The organism is Steroidobacter agaridevorans, from assembly GCF_009932555.1.
In the GTDB taxonomy this organism is placed as follows: domain Bacteria; phylum Pseudomonadota; class Gammaproteobacteria; order Steroidobacterales; family Steroidobacteraceae; genus Steroidobacter; species Steroidobacter agaridevorans.
The window spans coordinates 871617-892255 of the sequence record NZ_BLJO01000001.1 but is presented as its reverse complement, the minus strand read 5'-3'; the positions used below and the strand labels follow the sequence as shown (position 1 = coordinate 892255).

At 62.9% G+C, this 20639-nt stretch carries 24 protein-coding genes; 6 read left to right on the top strand and 18 right to left on the bottom strand.

Annotation, left to right across the window (positions count from 1 at the left end; genetic code table 11):
• Nucleotides 1–6: 6 nt before the first annotated feature.
• Nucleotides 7–1347 carry a glutathione-disulfide reductase gene (gene gorA / locus GYH35_RS03890; RefSeq protein ID WP_161827685.1) on the top strand — a complete coding sequence of 447 codons (1341 nt, stop codon included), beginning with the start codon at nt 7–9 and terminating at the stop codon, nt 1345–1347.
• Between the two features lie 2 nt (nt 1348–1349).
• Here the strand turns inward: gorA and GYH35_RS03885 are convergent, their stop codons facing one another.
• Complete coding sequence (locus GYH35_RS03885; RefSeq protein ID WP_268894912.1) at nt 1350–2273, bottom strand: DMT family transporter; 924 nt, start codon at nt 2271–2273, stop codon at nt 1350–1352.
• A 94-nt stretch (nt 2274–2367) separates the two neighbouring features.
• Between GYH35_RS03885 and GYH35_RS03880 the strand changes: the two genes are divergently transcribed.
• Entirely contained in the window at nt 2368–2856 is a 489-nt protein-coding gene (locus GYH35_RS03880; protein ID WP_161827683.1) for an alpha/beta fold hydrolase, read from the top strand.
• A 2-nt stretch (nt 2857–2858) separates the two neighbouring features.
• On the opposite strand, the gene GYH35_RS03875 is transcribed toward GYH35_RS03880, so the two are convergent.
• The 8 genes from GYH35_RS03875 to GYH35_RS03840 all read right to left on the bottom strand — a co-directional run bounded on the left by GYH35_RS03875 (nt 2859) and on the right by GYH35_RS03840 (nt 10325).
• Nucleotides 2859–3101 carry a putative signal transducing protein gene (locus GYH35_RS03875; RefSeq protein ID WP_161827682.1) on the bottom strand — a complete coding sequence of 81 codons (243 nt, stop codon included), beginning with the start codon at nt 3099–3101 and terminating at the stop codon, nt 2859–2861.
• Nucleotides 3102–3109: 8 nt separating this feature from the next.
• On the bottom strand, nt 3110–4642 hold the full coding sequence (locus GYH35_RS03870) for a M20/M25/M40 family metallo-hydrolase (protein WP_161827681.1): 1533 nt from the start codon (nt 4640–4642) through the stop codon (nt 3110–3112).
• Between the two features lie 97 nt (nt 4643–4739).
• Entirely contained in the window at nt 4740–6926 is a 2187-nt protein-coding gene (locus tag GYH35_RS03865; protein WP_161827680.1) for an FG-GAP repeat protein, read from the bottom strand.
• Between the two features lie 113 nt (nt 6927–7039).
• Nucleotides 7040–7459, bottom strand: coding sequence for a DUF3597 domain-containing protein (locus GYH35_RS03860; RefSeq protein ID WP_161814388.1), 420 nt, complete (start codon nt 7457–7459; stop codon nt 7040–7042).
• An 86-nt stretch (nt 7460–7545) separates the two neighbouring features.
• Entirely contained in the window at nt 7546–7917 is a 372-nt protein-coding gene (locus tag GYH35_RS03855) for a response regulator transcription factor (RefSeq protein ID WP_161814387.1), read from the bottom strand.
• Between the two features lie 33 nt (nt 7918–7950).
• Entirely contained in the window at nt 7951–8613 is a 663-nt protein-coding gene (locus GYH35_RS03850) for a response regulator transcription factor (protein ID WP_161814386.1), read from the bottom strand.
• 1 nt (nt 8614) lies between these two features.
• Complete coding sequence (locus GYH35_RS03845; RefSeq protein WP_161814385.1) at nt 8615–9508, bottom strand: sensor histidine kinase; 894 nt, start codon at nt 9506–9508, stop codon at nt 8615–8617.
• A gap of 115 nt (nt 9509–9623) precedes the next feature.
• Entirely contained in the window at nt 9624–10325 is a 702-nt protein-coding gene (locus GYH35_RS03840) for a hypothetical protein (protein ID WP_202624066.1), read from the bottom strand.
• A gap of 327 nt (nt 10326–10652) precedes the next feature.
• Here GYH35_RS03840 and GYH35_RS03835 point away from each other — a divergent pair, with 327 nt between their 5' ends.
• A complete protein-coding gene (locus tag GYH35_RS03835; RefSeq protein ID WP_161827679.1) occupies nt 10653–11051 on the top strand; it encodes an RT0821/Lpp0805 family surface protein in 399 nt (132 codons plus the stop codon).
• On the opposite strand, the gene GYH35_RS03830 is transcribed toward GYH35_RS03835, so the two are convergent.
• From GYH35_RS03830 to GYH35_RS03795, 8 genes are all read right to left on the bottom strand, one after another.
• Nucleotides 11052–12044, bottom strand: a complete 993-nt coding sequence (locus GYH35_RS03830) for a formylglycine-generating enzyme family protein (RefSeq protein ID WP_202624065.1) — start codon at nt 12042–12044, stop codon at nt 11052–11054.
• 4 nt (nt 12045–12048) lie between these two features.
• Entirely contained in the window at nt 12049–13017 is a 969-nt protein-coding gene (locus tag GYH35_RS03825; protein WP_161827975.1) for an HAD family hydrolase, read from the bottom strand.
• 45 nt (nt 13018–13062) lie between these two features.
• Nucleotides 13063–13419: a DUF1622 domain-containing protein gene (locus GYH35_RS03820; RefSeq protein ID WP_161814823.1), complete on the bottom strand. Its 357-nt coding sequence runs from the start codon at nt 13417–13419 to the stop codon at nt 13063–13065.
• A gap of 35 nt (nt 13420–13454) precedes the next feature.
• Entirely contained in the window at nt 13455–15008 is a 1554-nt protein-coding gene (locus tag GYH35_RS03815; protein WP_161814382.1) for an arylsulfatase, read from the bottom strand.
• Nucleotides 15009–15030: 22 nt separating this feature from the next.
• Entirely contained in the window at nt 15031–15483 is a 453-nt protein-coding gene (locus GYH35_RS03810) for a YidH family protein (RefSeq protein ID WP_202624063.1), read from the bottom strand.
• A 5-nt stretch (nt 15484–15488) separates the two neighbouring features.
• A complete protein-coding gene (locus GYH35_RS03805; protein WP_161827678.1) occupies nt 15489–15917 on the bottom strand; it encodes a hypothetical protein in 429 nt (142 codons plus the stop codon).
• A 76-nt stretch (nt 15918–15993) separates the two neighbouring features.
• Entirely contained in the window at nt 15994–16590 is a 597-nt protein-coding gene (locus tag GYH35_RS03800) for a class D sortase (RefSeq protein ID WP_161814380.1), read from the bottom strand.
• Entirely contained in the window at nt 16587–17363 is a 777-nt protein-coding gene (locus tag GYH35_RS03795) for a YfaZ family protein (protein ID WP_161814379.1), read from the bottom strand. The genes GYH35_RS03800 and GYH35_RS03795 overlap by 4 nt, the downstream gene beginning before the upstream one ends.
• Before the next feature lies 1 nt (nt 17364).
• On the opposite strand from GYH35_RS03795, the gene GYH35_RS03790 reads away from it, so the two are divergent.
• The 3 genes from GYH35_RS03790 to GYH35_RS03780 are packed head-to-tail and all read left to right on the top strand — an operon-like array spanning nt 17365 to nt 20150.
• Nucleotides 17365–17850 carry a hypothetical protein gene (locus GYH35_RS03790; RefSeq protein ID WP_161827677.1) on the top strand — a complete coding sequence of 162 codons (486 nt, stop codon included), beginning with the start codon at nt 17365–17367 and terminating at the stop codon, nt 17848–17850.
• Nucleotides 17851–17865: 15 nt separating this feature from the next.
• Complete coding sequence (locus GYH35_RS03785; protein ID WP_161827676.1) at nt 17866–18762, top strand: esterase/lipase family protein; 897 nt, start codon at nt 17866–17868, stop codon at nt 18760–18762.
• On the top strand, nt 18759–20150 hold the full coding sequence (locus GYH35_RS03780; protein ID WP_202624062.1) for a metal-dependent hydrolase family protein: 1392 nt from the start codon (nt 18759–18761) through the stop codon (nt 20148–20150). The genes GYH35_RS03785 and GYH35_RS03780 overlap by 4 nt, the downstream gene beginning before the upstream one ends.
• Here GYH35_RS03780 and GYH35_RS03775 read toward each other — a convergent pair.
• Complete coding sequence (locus GYH35_RS03775; RefSeq protein WP_161814376.1) at nt 20122–20583, bottom strand: winged helix-turn-helix transcriptional regulator; 462 nt, start codon at nt 20581–20583, stop codon at nt 20122–20124. The genes GYH35_RS03780 and GYH35_RS03775 overlap by 29 nt on opposite strands.
• Between the last annotated feature and the right edge of the window lie 56 nt (nt 20584–20639).

Below are 20639 nucleotides of genomic sequence, written 5' to 3'. Positions count from 1 at the left end.
CCGGTCATGTCCCAACGCGATTTCAATCTGTTCGTCATCGGCGCCGGTTCCGGCGGTGTGCGCGCGGCGCGCGTGTCAGCGGCGCATGGAGCCAAAGTCGCAGTCGCCGAGGAATATAGGATCGGCGGCACTTGTGTGATCCGCGGCTGCGTGCCGAAGAAGCTGCTGGTGTACGGCGCTCACTTCGCCGAAGACCTGGAAGATGCGCGCCGCTTTGGCTGGCACGTCGAGGGCAAAAGGTTCGATTGGCCGACATTGCGCGATAACGTGCTGGCCGAAGTCACGCGACTCAGCGGCCTGTACACGCAGACGCTCGAAAATAACAAAGTAAAGATTCTGCAGGAGCGGGCTGTGGTCACGGGCCCGAACAGCGTGCGAGTCGGCGAGCGCGAATACACGGCCGACGTGATTCTCATCGCGACTGGAGCGCGACCGCACGTGCCGAAGCAGCCGGGCTGCGGGCATGGCATCACTTCCAACGAGGCGTTCCATCTCGAACAGCTGCCGAAGCGGTTGTTGATCGCCGGCGGCGGCTATATCGCCAATGAGTTCGCCGGCGTGTTCAACGAGTTCGGCGTCAAAGTCACGGTGGTCAATCGCTCCGATGCGATCCTGCGTGGCTACGACGCGCAGATTCGTGACAGGCTGCTGCAGATCTCGATGATCAAGGGCATCCAGTTCCTGTTCAATTCGCCCATCGAGAAGATCGTCAAGGAGTCGAGCGGCGCGCTCACCGTTCACATGCCCGGCGGACCGGCCGAGTTCGATGCGGTGATGTTTGCTACCGGCCGCGTGCCGAATACGCAAGGTCTGGGGCTGGAGAGCGCGGGCGTCGAGGTCGACGAGAATGGCGCGGTCCGCGTGGACGATGAAAGTCGCTCGACGTGTCCATCCATTTACGCCGTCGGCGATGTGACCGATCGCGTGCAGCTGACGCCAGTCGCGATCCGCGAAGGACAAGCATTCGCGGACACGGTGTTCGGCAAGAAGCCGACCAAGGTGGATTACAGCTGCATTCCTTCAGCCGTCTTCAGTCATCCGCCGCTCGCCGGTGTCGGGATGACGGAAGGGGAGGCGCGCAATCGACTCGGCGCCGTGAAGGTCTACACCGCAGACTTCCGTCCGATGAAGAACGTACTCGCGGGACGCAACGAGCGCGCGCTGTACAAAGTCATCGTCGACGGGGCGAGCGAGAAAATCGTCGGCGCTCACATGATCGGTCCGGATGCGCCGGAGATTCTGCAGGTGCTGGCAATTGCCGTGAAAGCCGGCATCCGCAAGTCACAGCTCGATGAGGTGGTCGCGGTTCATCCGACGATGGCCGAAGAGCTGGTGCTGCTGAAGTAGCCTCAGGTTTCCGGCGTCGGTTCCGGCGCCGGCGGGCTGGGGCGTTTCTTCAGTGCATATTCGCGCCACAGGATGATGAGCCCGCCGGCGACGACCAGCGGCGCGCCGATCCATATCGAAGCCGTCGGGATCTCCGCGAAGAACACATAACCCAGGATGACCGACATGATCATGTTGGTGTAATCGAGCGGGGCGATGGTGGAGGCCGGCGCGTATCGATAGGAATACGTCATTACCAGCTGGCCGGCGACGCCGAACACGCCGGCTCCGACGATCAGCAGCCACTGTGCCAGCGTCGGTACCACCCAGCCACCGAACGCTGTGAGCGCCGCGCAGACCATGAAGGTCAGCGAAAAATAAAACGTGATCGTGAGCGCGTGCTCGCCGCCGCTCATCATGCGCAGGAAGATCATCGCCACGGCCGAGAACATCGCCGCACCCAGCGCAACCAGAACGCCGAGCGACGCGCCATCTGCAAACGTGAGATGCGGGCCGAGCATGATCAGCACGCCGATGAAGCCAAGCGCCAGCGCGGTCCAGCGGAAACGATGGATCTGCTCGCCGAGGAACACCATCGCGAGCAAGGTGATGAACATGGGCGAGGTGAACGAGATCGCTGTCACATCGGCCAGTGGAATCATGGTGACGGCCGTGAACAGGCAGAACATGCTCACCGTGCCCGACAGCGAACGCAGCGCGTGCGACTTCAGGTTGTTGGTCTTCAGCAGATGCAGCTGATTGGTATGCCAGGCAATCAGCGCCAGCAGCAGGATCGACAGCAAACCGCGCACGAAAATCGTCTGCCCGACCGGCACCGCCGGCCCGAGCAGCTTTACGCACAACGTCATCCCGGCGAACAGGACGACAGACACGAGTTTCAGCGCGATCCCCAGGATCGGGCGGTGTAAAGCAGCTGCGGCGTGCAAGGAGGGCTAATTCGGTGAGCGACGGCCGCCAGGGAGTGCGGCCCAAGGCCCGGCAGCTTACCCTATGGCCGGTATTTCTCACAGAGCTCGGTGCATGCACAACCTTGGAACGTACCGTCTCATCGGCCTGACTCTAGTCGCGCTTGTTCCGTTCTGCGCACACGGCCAGAAGCAATGGGACGCGAGCGCGCCCTCCGCGGAGCCCGTGCCGGGGTTTGCGAGTGTCGATATCGGCGGGCGTTCGTTGCGCTATAGATGTCAGGGCAGCGGCGCGCCGACGGTGATCATCGAGCCAGGCGGCGGTGTTTCGGTCGAGACGGTCACCACGTGGAATCTTCCCAGAGGCTGGCCGGTCATCATTCGCGACGTCGCGAAGACGACGCGGGTCTGCGCCTATGATCGGGCGGGCCTGGGTCGAAGTGACAAAGCGACTCTGCCGCGCACCAGTCTCGACGTGGCGAAAGATCTGCACGTGCTGCTCGTCGCCAGCAAGGCGGGACACAACATTCAAGCCGACGAGCCGCAGCTGGTGACCGACGCGATCCTCGACGTAGTCGCTCAGGTGCGGGCGAAGGCGAAGTAACGTTATCCGTCCTGCTCTTCGTCGACGATCTTCAGCTCGCCACGCTCGTAGGCGTCGATGATGCGCCTGGCGGCGCTGGCGTCGGACTCGTCGACCAGGATCGCAAGGTGGCCGAGCGCGGGCAGTTCGCCCAGGCCACCTTGCAGCATCGCGCCCTGCAGGAATGTCTCGATGCCTCGCTCTCTCAGCAGTCCTTCGACGAGATGAGCTTCGATGTAATCGCTGCAGCGGAACACTCGTATCACGCAGACTCCTATTTGACCTCGGCGATCTGATAGAACATATCGACATAGCCCATGACTGCGTCGACGATGCCCGCAACTTTGGGATTGGTCGACTCGACCACGTAGTACTCGTCCGGAGCGTGCGCGCCTGACCCGTGGCCGAGGCCGAAGTGACCTGCAGGCAGTGACACCGGCGGAGCGGTGAACACAGCGCCGGGCCACGAGCCAGCGAGTCGCGGATTGAGCGTCGCCTTCACGCCAGCGCGCTTGTAAGTTGCAAGCTCGGCGCGAATGATGCGGCTGTCTTCGGCTGTTTCGGTCGGGTCGTAGCCGCCGGTGACTTTCAACTCGACGTCGTTGAAGCCCTTCTTGTCCAAATACGCGCGCAGCTTTTCGACCACTTCCTTGCGCGTCTGGCTGGGCACCAGGCGCAGGTCGAGCTTGGCGACGGCGCGTCCGGGCAGGATGGTCTTGCCGCCGGGCCCGGTGTATCCGGAGACCAGGCCTTCGATGTTGACGGTCGGTTGCGAGGCCAGCCGTTCGAGCGCCTGCGCGTAAGGCAGGTCGTCGATCCATCGGGTCACACCGAGCAATTTCTTCTGAGTCGCCTCATCGCCGCTGCGGGCGATCTCCGCGATCAGTTCTTTCTCGCGCGGTGTGAGCGGGCGGACGTTTTCGAACCAGCCATCGATGGCCGCGGTATTGCCGTCCGGCGTCACCAGCGTGTTCAGCGCCTGCACCAGCCGCCAGGCGGGCGAATCGACCATGGCCTTCATGCTGGAGTGGATGTCGCCCTTCGGACCGCGGCCCCACTTCTCGCCGCTGGCAATCAGCTCCAGCTCGACCACGCCCTTGGAGCCCAGATTGACCGCGACATGGCCATTCATGTCCTGCCAGCTGGCCGGAATGAAAATGCCCTCGGCTTTCTTCAGCGCCGCGAGCACATTGGGGCTCTGCACGACCTGATGGAAATTCGGCGAGCCGATTTCTTCCTCGCCCTCGGCGACCAGCACCAGATTGACCGGCAGCTTCACCTTGGCGGCTCGGAAGGCGTGAAGTGCGGCAAGCACGGTCGCTTCGGGGCCTTTCTGATTGACCGCGCCGCGACCGACGATCGCGCGGCCGAAGCCGGGCTTATCGACGATGCGGCCTTCGAGCGGCGGGGATGACCATTCGGCGGGATCGAACTGCTTCACGTCGTACATGAAGTACAGCGCGAGCGTGCGCTTGGCGCCGTTGTCCATGGTCGCGAACACACCGGGATGGCCGTCGGTCGGCATGAGGGTGGCCGAATCGAAACCCGCCTCGCGGGCAAGGTTGGCCATGTACTCGGCGCCTTCCTTCATGTTGAGGTTTTCGGCGGCGATGGATGGGTGCGCGATCCAGTCCTGGATGCGCTTGATGGCGGCTTCGCGCCCGGCTTCCGCAGCCTTGCGGATCGCGGGATAGCGTGCGGCGGAGGATGCCCATGCGGGTGTGCCTAGCGCCAGGGCGCTGGCGCCTGCCAGAGCCAGAAAATCGCGACGATCGACGCCGTCGCGAACGCGGGTGAACTCAGCCATCGATTCTTCCTCGCCGGTAGCCGGAACTGGCTGAGATTCTGCCCTGAATACTGCTGACGGCCAACAGGCGAGGTGTTGGCCGTCAGCCGTTGGCGGGTCACGGCTGCGCGATCACGACGTTGTCGAGGTCCAGCGCTGTCTTGTACATCGCGACGCCGGCGGTGGAGGCGACGGGCGTGATCGATGCGTCGGCGGCTTCCGCCCGTAACACGCCGTTGACATAGACGCGCAGGCTCGAGCCGACCGCTTCCAGCCGGACGCGATAGGAAACATTCGCCTGCACCGTGAAGGGCACGCTGACCAGGGTCTGGGCCGTGCCGTTGACCAGCTTCCTGATCTGCAGCGTGCCGCTGGTGCGCAACGTGACATAGTGATAGTTCGCGTCGTCGCGATAGCGCGCCATCAGGCCGAACCAACGGTCCGTGCCTGAGAACTGCGTCGGACGCAGGTCCGCTTCGACGATCTGATCGCCGAGCGTTTCGCCGATGGTCACCAGGCGAGCGCCGCCCGTGAGATCGCTCTGTCGGCGCACCCACGTAGTGCCGGTATCGACGCGATTCCACGTGCCCGCGACCGCGTTCCAGTCGAAGTTGATCAGCTGGAAGTCGTCGACGAACGCCGTGAAGGCGGGGTTCTCGTTCACCACGATATTGTCGTAGTCGGCCTGCGTTCGAAACATCATGACGCCGGGCTGGCCGCCGCCGGCGATGCCCGAGTCGCGCACGCGAATGACTGGCCGGTTATTCACCAGCACACGAATGTGATCTGCCACCGCTTCCAGGCGGATGCGGTGAGTGGCGCCGATGGTGACGGGCAGCGCGGCGGTGCCTAACGTTGTGAACGTTCCGCCCAACATGCGCTTCAGATGGATGCCGCCGCCGGAACGGGCGGTGACGTAGTAGTAGTTGTTAGCGTCGCTGTAGCGGGTCACCAGGCCGAACCATCGATCCGCCCCATCGAACGCGCGCGGCGTGATGTCGGCTTGGATGGATTGATCGTTGTTGGGCGTCGTTTGCCACAGAGCTGCCGCGTTGCCGGTAGTGTTCGTCTGTCTGTAGAAGCGCGACGTGCCGCTGGTCGCGACAGCAAACGTGCTGCCCGGCGTTGTGACCCAGCCGACTGCGTCGCCGTCCTGGAAGGTGTCTTCGACGAGTGCGTTACGGTTGAGGTTCGACGGCACCTCGTATAGATAAGCTGCGGCTGTCGGGCTTCGATATGACGCGAGCAGCGCGCGGCCGGCATCGGAGCTCATCGATGTAATGCGAGCCTCGTCACTTGCCGCCAGTTCGGCGCGAACGGGCCACGCATCTCCCGAGGTGGTGCGTCGATGCAGCTGCGCATAACGGTACGCCCCGGCAAAGCCGAGAATGGTCACCTCGTCATCATCGAGTTGGGATGCGCCTGGCACTATGGTTTCAAAACGCCATTGACCGTTTGCATCGGGCCGGAACACATAGCCTTCGATCAACGCCGTATTGGCGGAAATCATCACTTGCCGAGACCAGCCGGTCGCAGTCGGTGGGCCATTCGGTTGCGTGAGCGCGGTGACGGTGGGCTGTGCCCAATTGCCGCCCGGGCCCGGCTTGTAGATATAGGCCGTGGACAGATGCGGCGGGTCGCTGTCGAAGCCCCAACTGCCGTGGATGGCGTAATTCGGCGAGATATCCACGCGCGGCGAATAATACTCATCGTCGCCCAGGGGAAAGCCGTTTTCATAGCTTGCGATCCGCACCCAGCCCGTGGCCTGGCGTTGGTAGAGCACCGCGCCGTGCGGCTCTTCTTCGCCGATTGCGATGATGCCGTTCTCGATTGCGACCGAGAAACCGCTGCCACTGCCCGGTGTGCTTCCCAACACGGCGGTTTGCTGCCAGCTGCCTGAGATTTTTTCGTACACGTGCGCGAGGCCGGAGAAGACGGCCGCCACGACAATGACATTGCCGCCGACGGCCACGTCTATTCCATACAAATCGCCATCGTCGCCGGTGGTGAGTTTGGCCGTTTGTATCCAGGCGCCGGACGCCTGGCGCTCGAAAACATATGCCGCGCCCAGTAAATCTTCTCCCGCGCCGTGCGTGGCTTGCTGGTTGTTCGCCGTGATCACTGCGACATTGCCGTCGATCGCGACCGAGCGGCCGAATCCGCCATCGGGCGCGCCGTCGGATGGAGCCAGTCTGGCTTTTTCGAGCAACACCACCGGTGCGGCCGGCAGCGAGAGGGAATAGCAGGCCAGAACACCGCCGGCCAGCAGACGCAGGAACGCCGCGGAACACTTCATTGTGCGCATGACCGCCCCCTGGAGAAATATAATTGTCCGTTCGTTAGGCACGAACGAACGCCGCGCTGCCAAGTTCCAGGAGCGGCGGGCGGCCGAAAGAATATTTTTTAGCGCGGCGCGATTCAGTCTTTCAGTTCGGCGGGCACCTTGCCGCCGTGCGCGGCCAGTTGTTTCATGACTTGCTTGTGCAGCCAGATATTCATGGCGGCGGAATCGTTGCTGTCGCCCTGGTAGCCCAGCTCGCGAGCCAGTTCCTTACGATTCTCGAGGCTGGAGTCGAGGCCGACCAGTTTCATCAGATCGACGATGGAGGTACGCCAGTTCAACTGCTGTTTTTGATTTGCGGCCATCTGCTGCAGCACCGCTTCCACGTCGACGGCGGCTGCGGCCGGCGCAGCTGTTGAAGGCGTGCTCGCTGGAGCTGTTGCTGGTTTCGGCGCCGCCGTCGTTGTCGGTTTGGGCGCCGCCGAAGGTGCAGGCGCCGGCGCCGCCTTGGCGCTCGCTCCGAAGATGGCGTCTTTGATACGTGAGAAGATGCTCATGAGATGCTCCCGCGCTGATGACCATACAACGAAGCAGCTAACACGGCGCCAGGTTCCAACCCCGACGCTGTAGGCAAAAATCGAGCTCAGGGCGACAGGGTGAGCGCCGCATCGATGGCTTGGATCAATGCCTGTCCGGTGAAGGGTTTGGTGAGATAGGACGCACCGGCGCGCGCTGTATAGCGGGTGTGTGCATCGTCATGGGCGGTGATGAAGATGACGGGCCGGTGGATACCGGCCGCATCCAGCCGGTCGAGCAGCTCGACGCCGGTGATGCCGGGCAGATGAATGTCGAACACAAAACAATCCGCGGCCGGCGCCGAGGCGCTCTGGAGCAAATGTTCGGCGGATTCGAAGCTGCTGGAGCGGAAGCCTGCGATGTTCAACAGTCTCGCGACGGCACGGTTCAAGCCCATGTCGTCTTCGACGATGATGACGTTGGCGCGGCACACTTGCATGCGAAGCGTCTCATGGGCTTCGCGCTCGCGAGGCTACTGGTTGACAGCTTGCATGTCACTTGCGCCGCTCAGTACGTCCAGCATTTTCGCGGTCTTCACCAGTCCGGCGACCGACGAGACTCGCATCTTGCGCATGACGCTGGAGCGGTGCGACTTGATCGAGCGCTCGCAGATGCCGAGCTTCAGCGCCATCTGTTTGTTCAACTTGCCGTGCACCACGCCTATGTAGATGTCTCGCTCGCAAGGGGTCAGCTCGGAGTACCTGGATTGCAGTTGCTCGAGCTCCCGGCGCTCGGCGCGCCTTCGGGCGTCGCGCGAGATGGCGTCCCGCAGGGATTGCAACAGGCGCTTGGTATCGAGCGGTTTCGACAGCGAGTCCATGGCGCCGGCCTTCATCGCCTGCACCGTGGCCGGAATGTCATTGAACGCGGTGACGAAGATGACCGGCGGCGCGTTCCTCTGATGGGCCAGCGACGCCAGCAGTTCGAGCCCGCTCGGCCCGGGCATCAACATATCGAGCACGATGCAGCTCGGACAGTCGGCATGGTCGGCCAGCAGATAATCGCCGACGCTTCGGCACGGCACAGGAAACATTCCCGCGGTGCTGAGCAGGCGCGCCAGGCTGCTGCGGAAACTGTCATCGTCGTCGACGATATAAATGCGGTGGTCGCAGGTGAGTGGATCGTAAAGCTGCATATCAACCTCCAGGACTCGTCAGTTCAGGGATGCCAACTCTGGGAGTGCGTTGGCGTTGACGTTGGGGTAGGGGCAGGCGAAACGCGAAGATCGAGCCGCCACCGGGGCTGCGTTCGGCCCAGATCGTGCCGCCGTGGGCCTGCACGATCGAGCGGGCGATCGACAGGCCGAGACCCATGCCGCCCTCCTTGGTGGTGAAGAACGAGTCGAACAATCGGCCGGCATTCGCGGCGTCGATGCCGTGGCCGTTGTCTCGAACGGCAATTTCTACCGCCGAGCCGGCCCGCAGCCGCGTGCGCACGTGCAGACAGCGTGCCTGCGGCGGGGTCTTGTTCATCGCATCCATGCCATTGACCAGCAGGTTCAACACCACCTGCTGCAAATGAATCGGATCGACGGCCACCGGCGGCAGGTCCGGTTCCAGCTCGATGCGCAGTTGCACCAGTCGGCGGCCCGCATCGGCGCGAATCAGTGTCACGGCGCTACTGACGAGCGCGTTGATGTCCATGGGCTCCAGCTTCAGCTCGCGCTTGCGAAGCAGGGCGCGCAGGCGGTTGACTACTTCGTTGGCCCGCATGTCGTCGCGCTTGATATCGGCGAGAATGGGCGCGAGCGCCTCCGCGTCCGTCGAGTTCTGACGCTGTTTGAGGATCAGCTCCGCCGTTTCGACATTATTGAGAATCGCGCCGAGCGGCTGGGCGATCTCGTGCGCGATCGACGCCGTCAGCTCGCCGGCCAGCGCCAGGCGGGCGTGGTGCGTGACTTCGGCGCCGAGGCTCGAATTTCGCTGCGGGTTCCCGTGTCTGTCGTAGGTGAGGACGATCACGACCAACGCCAGCTGAGCGATGAGGACGAGGCCGATCAGATAGGCATAGTTGAGAAAGTCACCCGTCATGAGCGGCTTGCATTCCAGTGACCAGGGGCTGGTTGAATTGAAATTGGCATGGCCGTCCCTGCCGGAACAGTTGGACCTAGGTCCAACCGCGGTCAGCGTGTGCAAGCGCCCGTGGCTAGAGAGGAAACTGCAGATTGAGCCCGGCGTATATCTGAAATTCGGGCACGCCGTCGCCATCGTGCGCGAGCGTCCACTGCGGTTCGACGAACACGTTCCAGGTCGCGGCGGAGGGCTTCCAGACCTTGCCGACGCCGGCGCCGACCGGCAGGTAGTAGGTGCCCTCGTGCAGGTCCCAGGTCCAGGTCGCGGTGCTGCGCAGGTACCAGCCCCTGGGAAGGTTGAATATCACCAGCGGCTGCGCCTGCAGATTGTTTTGAGTGCGACGGTCGCTGTCGCCCGCGAACGAATGCTGCCAGGTCACCAGACTGCCCAGGATTCCCCAATGCCGCGGACCGATCGCCAGGAAGGCGAGGCCCGCCTGCCACTTGCCGGTGCCTGTTTCATCGCGGCCCGCGGTCGGCAAGGTGAGTTGCGGGCCCAGGCCCAGTTCGAACTTGCCGGCCTTCATCAGCAGCAGATCGAACAGATTGAGATCGCCCACATCGGTCTGCGAGCCGGTGGGCGGCAGGTCCGGCGTGGTGACGATCGGCAGCGTGGCACGCATCAACAGCGGCTTGCCGAAAAGTTTGTGCGGCGTGGATCCGCGCAGCAGGCCGTTGTTGCCGTCGACATCGCGCAGTCCGTAATAACTGTCGATGTAGATGTTCTGGAGGTTGAGGCTCACGCTGGGCTGCAGCGGATTATTCGCTGCATTCATTTCAGCGTCGGTCTGAGCGAAGGCTGGCGAGCTTTCGGCAATTAGCGTAACGATACAGACCAACCACAAGGGAGCGGAGCCGGCCTTCATTTCGTTCCTTCCGAAAAAATCGCGCCGCCGGTGTGCTTCGGGCGAAGTATCGACCGGCGGCGTTGAGGCCAGGGGATGCGCTATAGCACGGGGAGTCAGCGCCACGGCCTCCAGGGGGACGAGACAGCTTTATGGGAACGCGTTTTGGCACGTGGCAGCAATAGGTGCGAAGGGAGCGGAGTGCGCCCGCAGCTCGCACTGACTTCGAGCACGCGGCTGTAACAGAGTCGGGTCGATATGAAATCTTTCTCGCGCGCCGTTCTCACAATCGTCGCTGCTGCAGTCCTGCCGGGTGTAGTAGCAGCGTTGCCCACCGATATTCTCGGCAACAGTGCATTGCTGAGGCTGAGCGACGAAGACAAGAAGTTGCAGTACCAGGCCGTGGTGGATGTGCTCGAGAGCAGCGATGTTCATGCCGTGCGCGAGTGGGAGAACAAGAAGACCGGTTTCAAAGGCCGCGTCGACGCGCAGGGAGATATGACATCCGCCGACGGTTTGCGCTGTCGCAGGCTCCAGCTGCGCATGCAGCTCAACGGCTCGCAGAGCCTGTTTACTTTTCCATTTTGCAAGGACGAGCAAGGCCAATGGTTCATCGCCTCCGGCAGGAAGTTCAGCGATGAGTCGAGCCAGCGCTAGTCACGCGACCGCGCTGGCCGACGGTTCCTGACTCGGCGCGGGGACGTTGGTCGCCACCTTTCTGACGACGCAACGAAAGCCGATGTGACAGGTCGACGAGTCGATGGGCTGCGCATGGCGGGCGGCCGGGCGATAGCGCCGGCAGTAATTCGGCGCGCACAGGAACGAGCCGCCCTTCAGCACCTTGCGAGGAATCAGGATGTGCGGCTGGCAAGGATCGTAACTGCCGCGTTCGAGGCCACCGCGCGGATTGTGAGGAATGCAGCAGGGCTTGGTGGCGTCCGGCGGATGATTCGCGGCGAACCAGTCATCGGTCCATTCCCACACGTTGCCGATCATGTCGTAGATGCCATACGGATTGGGAGGAAATGCTTTCACGGGCGAGGTGCGTGGATAGCCGTCGCTGGAAAGATTCTGATAAGGAAATTCGCCCTGCCAGGTGTTGGCGAGATGACGATTGCGAGGCGTGAACTCGTCGCCCCAGGCGAACTCGGCGCCTGCCAGGCCGCCGCGGGCGGCGAACTCCCATTCGGCTTCGGTCGGCAACTCCTTGCCGCGCCATCGCGCATAGGCGAGGGCGTCCTGATGGGTCACGTGCACGACCGGATGATCGCTGAGATGACGGTTCGAGGCGGCGCGACCGTAGGGCCGGCGCCAGTTCGCGCCGAACTTGAATCGCCACCACGCCTGCCAGTTGCGCAAGTCGACCCGATGTTTCGGCGGCGTGAATACCAGCGAGCCCGGCTTCAGCATGTGAGGCAGCGCGCCGGGGTACATTTTCGGATCCGGCGGCAACTCCGCCTGAGTGACGTAGCCCGTGGTCTCGACGAACTCACGAAACTGCCGGTTGGTCACCGGCGTCACATCGATCCAGAAGCTGTCGACGGTGACGTGATGGGCGGGGGCTTCTTCGGGGTAGTGATGGTCGGATCCCATCAGATAGGCGCCGCCCCGCACGAACACCATGCCTCTCAATGCTGTCATCGCGGTCATGTTGTTACTTCCCTGCGCTGAAGACGCGCAACCAGTCGCGTTTCATATCGATGATGAGCCACTGCTGCCGCTGCGCTTCGTCGAGTGCCTTATCGAGCTTGCCGACGGCGGATTGCCGGTCGTAGGCGAACTCGCGATCGGCATCGGTGTGATGGATCAATGCGACGAAGCGCGGCCCGGCGCCGCCCGCCGTCCACTGCAGCATCTGCAGGTCGCCGTCCGAATTGCCGAACGCAAGCAGCGGGCGCCGGCCGATGAAACGATTGATCCCCGAAGGCTTGCCGATGCCGTCGTCGATGAATTCCACGTGCGGCTCCTTGATCAGCGCCGGCTTGCCATCGGTTCCCACGGGAACGAATTTGGTGGCGGCGGAAGAGCCGATGACCTGCTCGGGGGGAATGCCGTAAACCTGCTCGGCGAACACTCGCATGAATTCCACGCCGCCGCCCGAGACGATGAATGTCTTGAAGTCCTGGCTGCGCAGGTAATCGAGCAGCTCGAGCATGGGCTGATACGCAAGCTCGGTGTACCGGCGCTGGAACCGCGGATGTTTCGCCGTGGCGAGCCAGGAGCCGACGATGGTGTTGAAGTCCTCGGTGGTGATCCCGGAGTGCGAAGCTGCCATGACTTGCAGCAGCCCTTGCTTTCCTGAAGCAGCCAGCGCTTTGATGTCGCCGGTCAGCACGTCTTTGAACGGCGCGGTCGTGCGCCACTCCGGGTGCACGGACGAGAGGGTCTTCACGCGGTCGATCGCGAAGGCGAACTGAAAGTAGATCGGCTGCTCGGCCCACAACGTGCCGTCGTTGTCGAATACAGCGATACGTTCGCGAGGTGCGATGTAATCGGCGCTGCCTTCCCGAGTGACGCGGCCGACGAATTCGAAGATCGCCTTCTTCGGGGCGCCATCGTTCCATGAGGGCAGCGGATCGGCAGCGGAAGCGACCGCCGCGACCGCGACCAGCGGCGCAGCCATCAATAACGAGCGGGAAGTACGTTGACGAGATATCACGAGCCTACCTCAGTGATGAATCGACGCGGCCTCGGCGCGGGCCGCGTCTCGCTCGCGGACCTCCGCGAGATCGCGCTCGAGGAAATAATTCAAGAAGGTGCGGATCGCGGCGATGGCCGCCAGCCGGCCCACCGCATCCCAGCTCTCCACGATGGTGGATTCGATGATGTCGGCTGCGAGCTGGAACGTGAGGCCCGCGACCAGCCAGCGGGCGTACGCAATCCAGACCAGCCGGCGCTCGTGCCCCTCCGGTTTCGTGCGCATGACGCGAAGCATGGAGACAAACGCGTTCGCGGTGCCGAACAGAATGATCAGCACCGCGATGACGTCGATCACGCCCACCGCAAGGTGCGTCGCCTCTAACATCCATTGACTCACGGTGGCGCACGCTCCGGTTCCGGCTAGTCGCCGCTCGGCACTTCACTCATCTTTGCGAGCGCCTGGTCGACGGTGAAGCTGCCCGGCCGTTGCGCCGGCGGGAAGTCTTTGAACGACTCGGCGAACTTTGCCGCCGCCGCTTGCGCCGCGTACAGGAAGTACGCGTTGTGGAGCATCCAGTCGTAGTAGGTGTTCGAGGTGATGTCGGAGCGCTCGAACGGATCGGTGCGCAGGTTGAAGAACTTCGGCAGCCGCAACCGGGTGAATGGCTCCGCCCACACTTGCAGCGTGCCATGGCAGCGCTGCTCCATGAAGACGATCTTCCAGTTGTCGTAGCGCAGCCCGAGCATGTCGCCGTCGTCGCTGAAATAGAAAAAGAAGTTGCGCGGGCTCTTCGGCTGCTCGCCGGTGAGGTAGGGCAGCAGGTTCATGCCGTCGATGTGGTTCTTGTACTCGCGGCCGATCGCCTTGTAGCCGCGCTTGAGCTTCTCGACGACGTCAGGCTCGCCGGCCATCGCCAGGAAGGTCGGCAACCAGTCGTGATGCTGGATGATTTCGTTGGAGATCGAGCCGGCCTTGATCTTGCCCGGCCAGCGCACCATCATCGGCACGCGGAACGCGCCTTCCCAGTTGGTGTTCTTCTCGCTGCGGAACGGCGTCATCGCGCCGTCGGGCCAGGTGTTCATGTGCGGCCCGTTGTCGGTGGAGTACATCACGAATGTGTCTTCGGCGATGCCCAGCTCATCGAGCAGATCGAGCAGCTGGCCGACGTGGCGGTCGTGATCGATCATGGTGTCGTGATAGGGCGATTGCCAGCGGCCGGCCTGGCCCAGGCTCTCTTTCTTGGTGTGGGTGAACAGATGCATGTGGGTCGTGTTCACCCAAGTGAAGAACGGCGTGCCGGCATTGTGCTGGCGCTTGATGAAGTCCTTCGCGGCGGCGACGAATTCGTCGTCGCAGGTTTCCATGCGCTTCTTGGTGAGCGGACCGGTGTCCTCGATCTTCTGCTTGCCGACGCGGCCCCAGCGGGGCTCGTCGGTCGCATCGTCCTTGTCGGTAGCCTGCGAGCGGATTACGCCGCGCGGCCCGAACTGTTTACGAAAATTCGGGAAATCCTTGTCGTTGGGATAGTTGGCCATCTCCGGCTCTTCCTCGGCGTTCAAGTGATACAGATTGCCGAAGAACTCATCGAAGCCATGCGCCGTCGGCAGGTGCCGGTTCAGATCGCCGAGATGGTTCTTGCCGAACTGGCCGGTGGCGTAGCCCTGATTCTTCAGCAGCGCCGCGATCGTGACGATGCTCTCGGGCATGCCGACCGGCGAGGCGGGAATGCCCACTTTCGACAGGCCGGTGCGATACACGCTCTGCCCGGTAATGAACGAGGAGCGGCCGGCGGTGCACGACTGCTCGCCATACGAGTCGGTGAACATCATGCCTTCCCGCGCGATGCGGTCGATGTTCGGCGTCTGATAGCCCATCAATCCGTGCGTATAGCAGCTGAGATTGGCGATGCCGATGTCATCGCCCCAGATCACCAGGATGTTGGGCTTGTCGGATTTCTTGGCTGCGCGTGCCATGGATGCTCCTCGTTGCTACGAATCAACCGAAAGGCCCGGTGCGAAACGTCATGCTCACGATCGCGGCGATCCCGAGGATCAGCAGCGCGACGGCGGTGAGCAGCGTCAACGACACCGGGAAATGACTTTCCGCGTGAATCAATCCTTCCTCTTTCATCTGCCCGCGCTCATGACGCAGGCCGATCATGAACTGCACGTGGAACAGGATGCCGAGCGCCAGCATGCCGATGCCGATCCACACCAGCGTCATGCCGAACGCGCGGGTCGAAGTCGCGGTGCTCACGATGTTGTTCTCGGCGAGCTTCTGGAAGAACTGGAAGATGGTGAAGCCGAAACTGATCAGCGACAGCGACGTGCGGATGATGGCCATGAGCGTCCGGTCGGCGCTCATGCGCGTGCGATGGAACGACATCCCCGTCCGGCGGGAGGACAGCTCGACCGAGATCTCATCCGATGGCGATTGCGCTGAAATCATGGCCTTCATCGATGCACGGCTCGGTGATGGGCTGCGTGCCGGGACTGCCACCAGCGCGCGACTCTCGCGGCCGGGCCACGGATCAGAAAGTAGGGCACGACGGCGAGCACGACGGAGACGATCAGCGCCTCCAGCGGATAGAACTTCTTCAGCACGACGAACTGGTAGACGGTGTCCATGACCAGCCCGAGCAGAAAGATTCTGAGGGTCGCCGACACTCCTTCGCGCAATCGTGCTTTGCGCTCGGCGGGCTCGGTCCACAGCGCGAGGAAATACGGCGAGCGGCCGGTGCGTGCATCGACGATGCCGGCGCGGATCGCTGCGATCGCGGCCATCGTCGGCTGCAGCAGGAAGCGGAAAGCGAACGGACCGCTCGGCCGCGCCAGCAGGTCGTGCCAGAGTCGCGTCGTCATGTCCTGCAGAAGATCGAGCATCGTGGGAGCGCGCACGGCGAGTTTGGAACGAGCATATGAATCCGCGATCAGCAGTCAGACCATACGCAGATGGTGGTCAGTCGCGTGCCCGACTCAGCCGGATTTCTTCGGCGTTTGGCGCTCGCATCGCGCGCACGATGAAGCGCTGCGGCGCTGAGCCTGCGAAATAGAATGGATAGCACGTCACCAGTGTGATGGTCGGCTCGGCCGTCGCTCGCAGCACGCTGGTCTCGGAAGGATCGACGACACGCGTGCTCACGATCCGGTAGCTGACCGTCGCTTCGGGCAGGTCCACCTGCAGGACATCGCCGACTTTCACATCGCGCAGGACGCGGAAGAATCCGTCGCGATGGGCCGCTATGCCGGTGTTTCCCGACGCACCGAAGGGTGAGGTTCTTTCGATGCGGCCCGCCGCCTGGTCGAGAATCTCCGGGCTGGTGCCCGCGAACACGGGTACGACCAGACCGACGCTCGGGATTCTGAGCATGGCTTCGGGTTTCTGCTGCAGCGGGACCCGCTTGCGATAGGCGGCGATGCGAGTGGCCGACCACGAGGACATATCGACGACGTGATCGGCGATCGTATCGGCGTGACCCATCGCGCCGTCGCCGCTCAGCGCCGCGACGCTCAGCAGCCACGCCATCATCGCAGTTCTCACGCAGAGCAGTCTCATGGGCCAAAGTTGTAACGCAGGCCGAGCAGCGGACCGCTGACCAGCATGTCGAACTTGAATCGATCGGCGCCGGAGCCGTCGCTGTAATCGGTATCCAGCGCGCGATAGCCGAAGACGAGGCCGAAGTTCTCGGAGATGCTCCAATCGACGGCCGCCAGCGCGCTCCAGGTGAGGTCGGAGCCGACACCGAAACCGCCGACGTCGGCGCGTGCTATGAGTGTGAACGCTTGCCCCAGTGGCCACGCGGCGCGCGCGCCGAGGAGAGGATCGAACAGACTCTTGGACTTGGATGCGGCATCGCTGGCGCCATCCGACTGCTTGAGGGAAAGGTCGACTGCCAGCGATTGATAGCGCCCGCCGACGTAGAGCTCGTAGAAGTCGTTCAGGCGCCACGACCAGGCGAGCTCGATCATGTCCTGACTGACATCGACGTCGTAGAAGGCGCCGCCCGCATTCTCGCCCTCGGCGCTGAGCCCGGTGAAGACCGCATTCATAGTCAGCGCATAGCGATCCTTCTCGCTGCGCAGAGCCATCATGCCCGCCATGTCGAGGTGATCGAACAATTCGCTGGAGCTCACTTCGACATCGGCTTGCCGGCCACGCACCTCGATGTGACCGTCCATGTTCGCGAACTGAGCGTAGATCGTGCCGCTGGTATGCCACTCGTCCGCATGCGCCGGCGCCGTGAGCGCGATCACGGGCGCGGCGACGATGCCGAAGCGAATGTGAACTTGTCTCAAGGCCGCAGTCATCGCGATGTTTGGGATATTCATCGTGCGTGGCCGGGTGCAGCGAAGAATCGGCATCGCGGGCGCAGCGCTGTGCCCGAGCTACGAATGGCCGCTATTGGGAATTTCCACTGAGGTAGCGGCCATGTGCGGACGCATCGCAGTGCTCATCGGTTCGATGGTGATGATGTTGCCGGCGCATGCATTCGACTTCGGCGCAGCGTTCACCGATCCGCTCGACCACCAACGCGGCATCGCCAAGAGCAGATACCAAGGCGACGCTGTCGTTACCACCGAGTTCGAAGCGCGCTATGCACTGGATGCCCGCTGGTCCGGTGTGACATTTGCAGGCGTCGGCCGCGCTGCGGATTCAAGCGGCGATCTGCACGACGCACCGAACCGATGGAGCGGCGGCATTGGCGCGCGCTATCTGATCGCTCGTCTGCTCGGGCTGCAAGTGGGTGTCGATGTGGCGTGCGGCCCGGAAGAATGGGCGTTCTATATCCAGATGGGCAATGGCTGGTCGTTCTGAGAGCGATGACCGTTCATGCGCGGACTCTTATTATTAGTGCTGGCGACGATGGTGGCGGGCTGCTCCGTAGCGCCTGCGACCGACGACGGCGGCATCGAGCATGTAACCGTCACCGGCCTGGAGGATGTCCGCTTCTCATCGGCGCACATCCGGCAAGGCGTGTGGTCACCAGGTGAATTTGAGCGAGAGGCTCGCGGCGGGATCTTCTTTGTCGATCCGCCTGTTGCCGGGCGCACGGTCGTGCTGTTCATCCATGGGATCAATGGCTCGCCGCGCGATTTCAGATTCTTGATCGAACATCTGGACCGCAGCCGTTTTCAAGCCTGTGTGTTCTTTTATGCATCGGGTTCCAGCCTGGCGCAGATCGGCCGCGAGCTGGCGGAGGACATCGGCGAATTGCATCGCCGCCATGACATCGAGTCGCTGGTGCTCGTCGGGCACAGCATTGGCGGGTTGATTGCACGCGATCTGGTGTTGCACCGATCCTCGCATCCCGACGTCGATATTCCGCTGTTGATCACGATGTCGGCGCCGTGGGGCGGTGTGCCGAGTGCGGGTGTCGGTATCCGCTTTTCGCCCGTAGTCATCGATTCCTGGCGCGATATCGCCTCCGGTAGCGGGTATCTGAGCTCGCTGTTCGTCGACGCTGACGGCTCCACCAGGGATCTGCCCGTGTCGACGCGCCATTATCTGTTGTTCTCTTATCGCAAGAGCTGGTCGTCGTTCGGCCTGTCGGGCGATGCCGTGACCAGCGTCGCCAGTCAGCTGTTCCGCACGGCGCAGCAACAAGCCTATCGCGTCTACGGCTTCGACGTTTCTCATTCCGAGATCCTGCGCAACGGCGGCGTCGTGAACGTCCTCGATGAAGCGCTGCGCTCCCTGTCGTCTCAAAACACCAAGGCCGCACTATGATGACGTTCGTCTCGCACTGCCTGCGCAGCGTGCTGTGTTCCGTCGCATGTTTGAGCGCGCTGGCCTATGGCGGGCAAAGCAACGCGGCGGCGGAAGAACCCTCGAGCATCCTGTTGGAGAACGTTCGTGTGTTCGACGGCAAGTCGCCGCGCGTATCGAGTCCGACGAACGTGTTGATCGTCGGGCCGCTGATCAAGAGCATCTCGAGCACGGCGCTGTCCGAGTCCGATGGCAGCGTGACGCGCATCGATGGCGGCGGTCGCGTGCTCATGCCGGGCCTCATCGATGCGCATTGGCACTCGATGTTTCTGGCGACGACACCGCTGGTCGGGCTCACGAGCGACGTGGGCTATCTCAACTTGCTTGCCGCGGAACAGGCGAAAGCAACCCTGATGCGAGGCTTCACGACGGTTCGCGACTTGGGCGGGCCGGCATTCTCGTTGAAGCAGGCGACCGATGAAGGTGTCGTTCCCGGCCCGCGCATTTACCCGTCCGGCGCGATGATCACGGTGACGAGCGGGCACGGCGATTTCCGGATGATGTATGAGCTCCCACGCGTCATCGGCGGGCAGCTGACTCGAACGGAGCAGATTGGCGCGAGTGCGGTCACCGACACGCCGGATGAAGTCAGGATTCGAGTGCGCGAGCAGTTGATGCAAGGCGCGACGCAGATCAAGCTGACTGCGGGCGGTGGCGTCTCCTCGCCTCACAGCCCGCTCGACGTTTCAACCTTCACGCTGCCCGAGTTGCGAGCAGCCGTGGAAGCGGCGGAGAACTGGGGCACGTATGTCGCGGTTCATGCCTACACGTCGCGTGCGGTTCGCACCGCGCTCGACGCGGGAGTGAAGTGCATCGAGCATGGCCACCTGGTCGACGAAGCCACCGCGAAGCTGATGGCCGAGAAGCAAGTATGGTGGAGCCTGCAGCCGTTCGTTTTCGACGAAGCTACGAATCCGTTTTCAGAAGGCTCGCAGGAGGCGGCCAAGAAGAAGGAAGTGGCCGAGGGTACGGACCGAGCCTACGCGCTCGCGAAGAAGTACAAGATCAAGACCGCGTGGGGCAGCGACATTCTGTTTTCACCCATCCTCGCCAAGGGTCAGAACGCGATGCTGACCCGGATGGTTCGTTGGTACACGCCCGCGGAAGTGCTGATCATGGCGACGAGCACGAACGCGCAGTTGCTGACGATGTCGGGCAAGCGCAACCCCTATCCCGGCAAACTGGGCGTGGTGGAAGAGGGGGCGTATGCGGACTTGCTGCTGGTCGACGGCAATCCGCTGGAGAACATCGAGCTGATCGACGACCCGACCAAGAACCTGGTTGTCATCATCAAGAACGGCGCGATCGCGAAGAACTCGCTCACGCCTGCAGGTAGAACGTCTCCTTGATCTCCTCCATCACGACATAGCTGCGCGACTGAGCGGAAGAGGGCATCCGTTGCAGGATGTCGCCGAGCAGCGTCCGATAGTTGTGCATGTCCGGGATGCGCGCTTTGACCAGGTAATCGAAGTCGCCGGACACCAGGTGACATTCCATCACGTCGGGAATGTTGTGCAGCTCGTTCTTGATCTTCTCGAACACCTCGTCCGATTTCACCGCCAGCTTGATCTCCAGGAACACCAGCAGGTTGCGTCCGACCTCCCGGGGCGAGAGGCGCGCGTGGTAGCCGGTGATCACCCCCGTGCGTTCGAGGCGACGGACGCGATCGGCGCAGGGTGTGGCGGACAAGCCGACCTGCTGGGCGAGGTCCGTGATGGAGATGCGCCCGTCGCGCTGAAGGATGTCGAGGATCTTGCGGTCGATGCGGTCGAACTGCTGCATGTCTGGGATGTTGGGGCGGTGGCGGACACCCCATAGATTACGTTCAGGTTTTGCCC

Coding starts and splice junctions, on each gene's coding strand:
- gorA (WP_161827685.1), top strand. CDS start 7: ATGTCCCAACGCGATTTCAATCTGTTCGTCATCGGCGCCGGTTCCGGC.
- GYH35_RS03780 (WP_202624062.1), top strand. CDS start 18,759: ATGATGACGTTCGTCTCGCACTGCCTGCGCAGCGTGCTGTGTTCCGTC.
- GYH35_RS03810 (WP_202624063.1), bottom strand. CDS start 15,483: ATGATTTCAGCGCAATCGCCATCGGATGAGATCTCGGTCGAGCTGTCC.
- GYH35_RS03830 (WP_202624065.1), bottom strand. CDS start 12,044: ATGACCGCGATGACAGCATTGAGAGGCATGGTGTTCGTGCGGGGCGGC.
- GYH35_RS03880 (WP_161827683.1), top strand. CDS start 2,368: ATGCACAACCTTGGAACGTACCGTCTCATCGGCCTGACTCTAGTCGCG.
- GYH35_RS03860 (WP_161814388.1), bottom strand. CDS start 7,459: ATGAGCATCTTCTCACGTATCAAAGACGCCATCTTCGGAGCGAGCGCC.
- GYH35_RS03835 (WP_161827679.1), top strand. CDS start 10,653: ATGAAATCTTTCTCGCGCGCCGTTCTCACAATCGTCGCTGCTGCAGTC.
- GYH35_RS03820 (WP_161814823.1), bottom strand. CDS start 13,419: ATGTTAGAGGCGACGCACCTTGCGGTGGGCGTGATCGACGTCATCGCG.
- GYH35_RS03850 (WP_161814386.1), bottom strand. CDS start 8,613: ATGCAGCTTTACGATCCACTCACCTGCGACCACCGCATTTATATCGTC.
- GYH35_RS03775 (WP_161814376.1), bottom strand. CDS start 20,583: ATGCAGCAGTTCGACCGCATCGACCGCAAGATCCTCGACATCCTTCAG.
- GYH35_RS03815 (WP_161814382.1), bottom strand. CDS start 15,008: ATGGCACGCGCAGCCAAGAAATCCGACAAGCCCAACATCCTGGTGATC.
- GYH35_RS03865 (WP_161827680.1), bottom strand. CDS start 6,926: ATGCGCACAATGAAGTGTTCCGCGGCGTTCCTGCGTCTGCTGGCCGGC.
- GYH35_RS03825 (WP_161827975.1), bottom strand. CDS start 13,017: ATGGCTGCGCCGCTGGTCGCGGTCGCGGCGGTCGCTTCCGCTGCCGAT.
- GYH35_RS03785 (WP_161827676.1), top strand. CDS start 17,866: ATGCGCGGACTCTTATTATTAGTGCTGGCGACGATGGTGGCGGGCTGC.
- GYH35_RS03855 (WP_161814387.1), bottom strand. CDS start 7,917: ATGCAAGTGTGCCGCGCCAACGTCATCATCGTCGAAGACGACATGGGC.
- GYH35_RS03870 (WP_161827681.1), bottom strand. CDS start 4,642: ATGGCTGAGTTCACCCGCGTTCGCGACGGCGTCGATCGTCGCGATTTT.
- GYH35_RS03840 (WP_202624066.1), bottom strand. CDS start 10,325: ATGAATGCAGCGAATAATCCGCTGCAGCCCAGCGTGAGCCTCAACCTC.
- GYH35_RS03845 (WP_161814385.1), bottom strand. CDS start 9,508: ATGACGGGTGACTTTCTCAACTATGCCTATCTGATCGGCCTCGTCCTC.
- GYH35_RS03805 (WP_161827678.1), bottom strand. CDS start 15,917: ATGCTCGATCTTCTGCAGGACATGACGACGCGACTCTGGCACGACCTG.
- GYH35_RS03800 (WP_161814380.1), bottom strand. CDS start 16,590: ATGAGACTGCTCTGCGTGAGAACTGCGATGATGGCGTGGCTGCTGAGC.
- GYH35_RS03795 (WP_161814379.1), bottom strand. CDS start 17,363: ATGAATATCCCAAACATCGCGATGACTGCGGCCTTGAGACAAGTTCAC.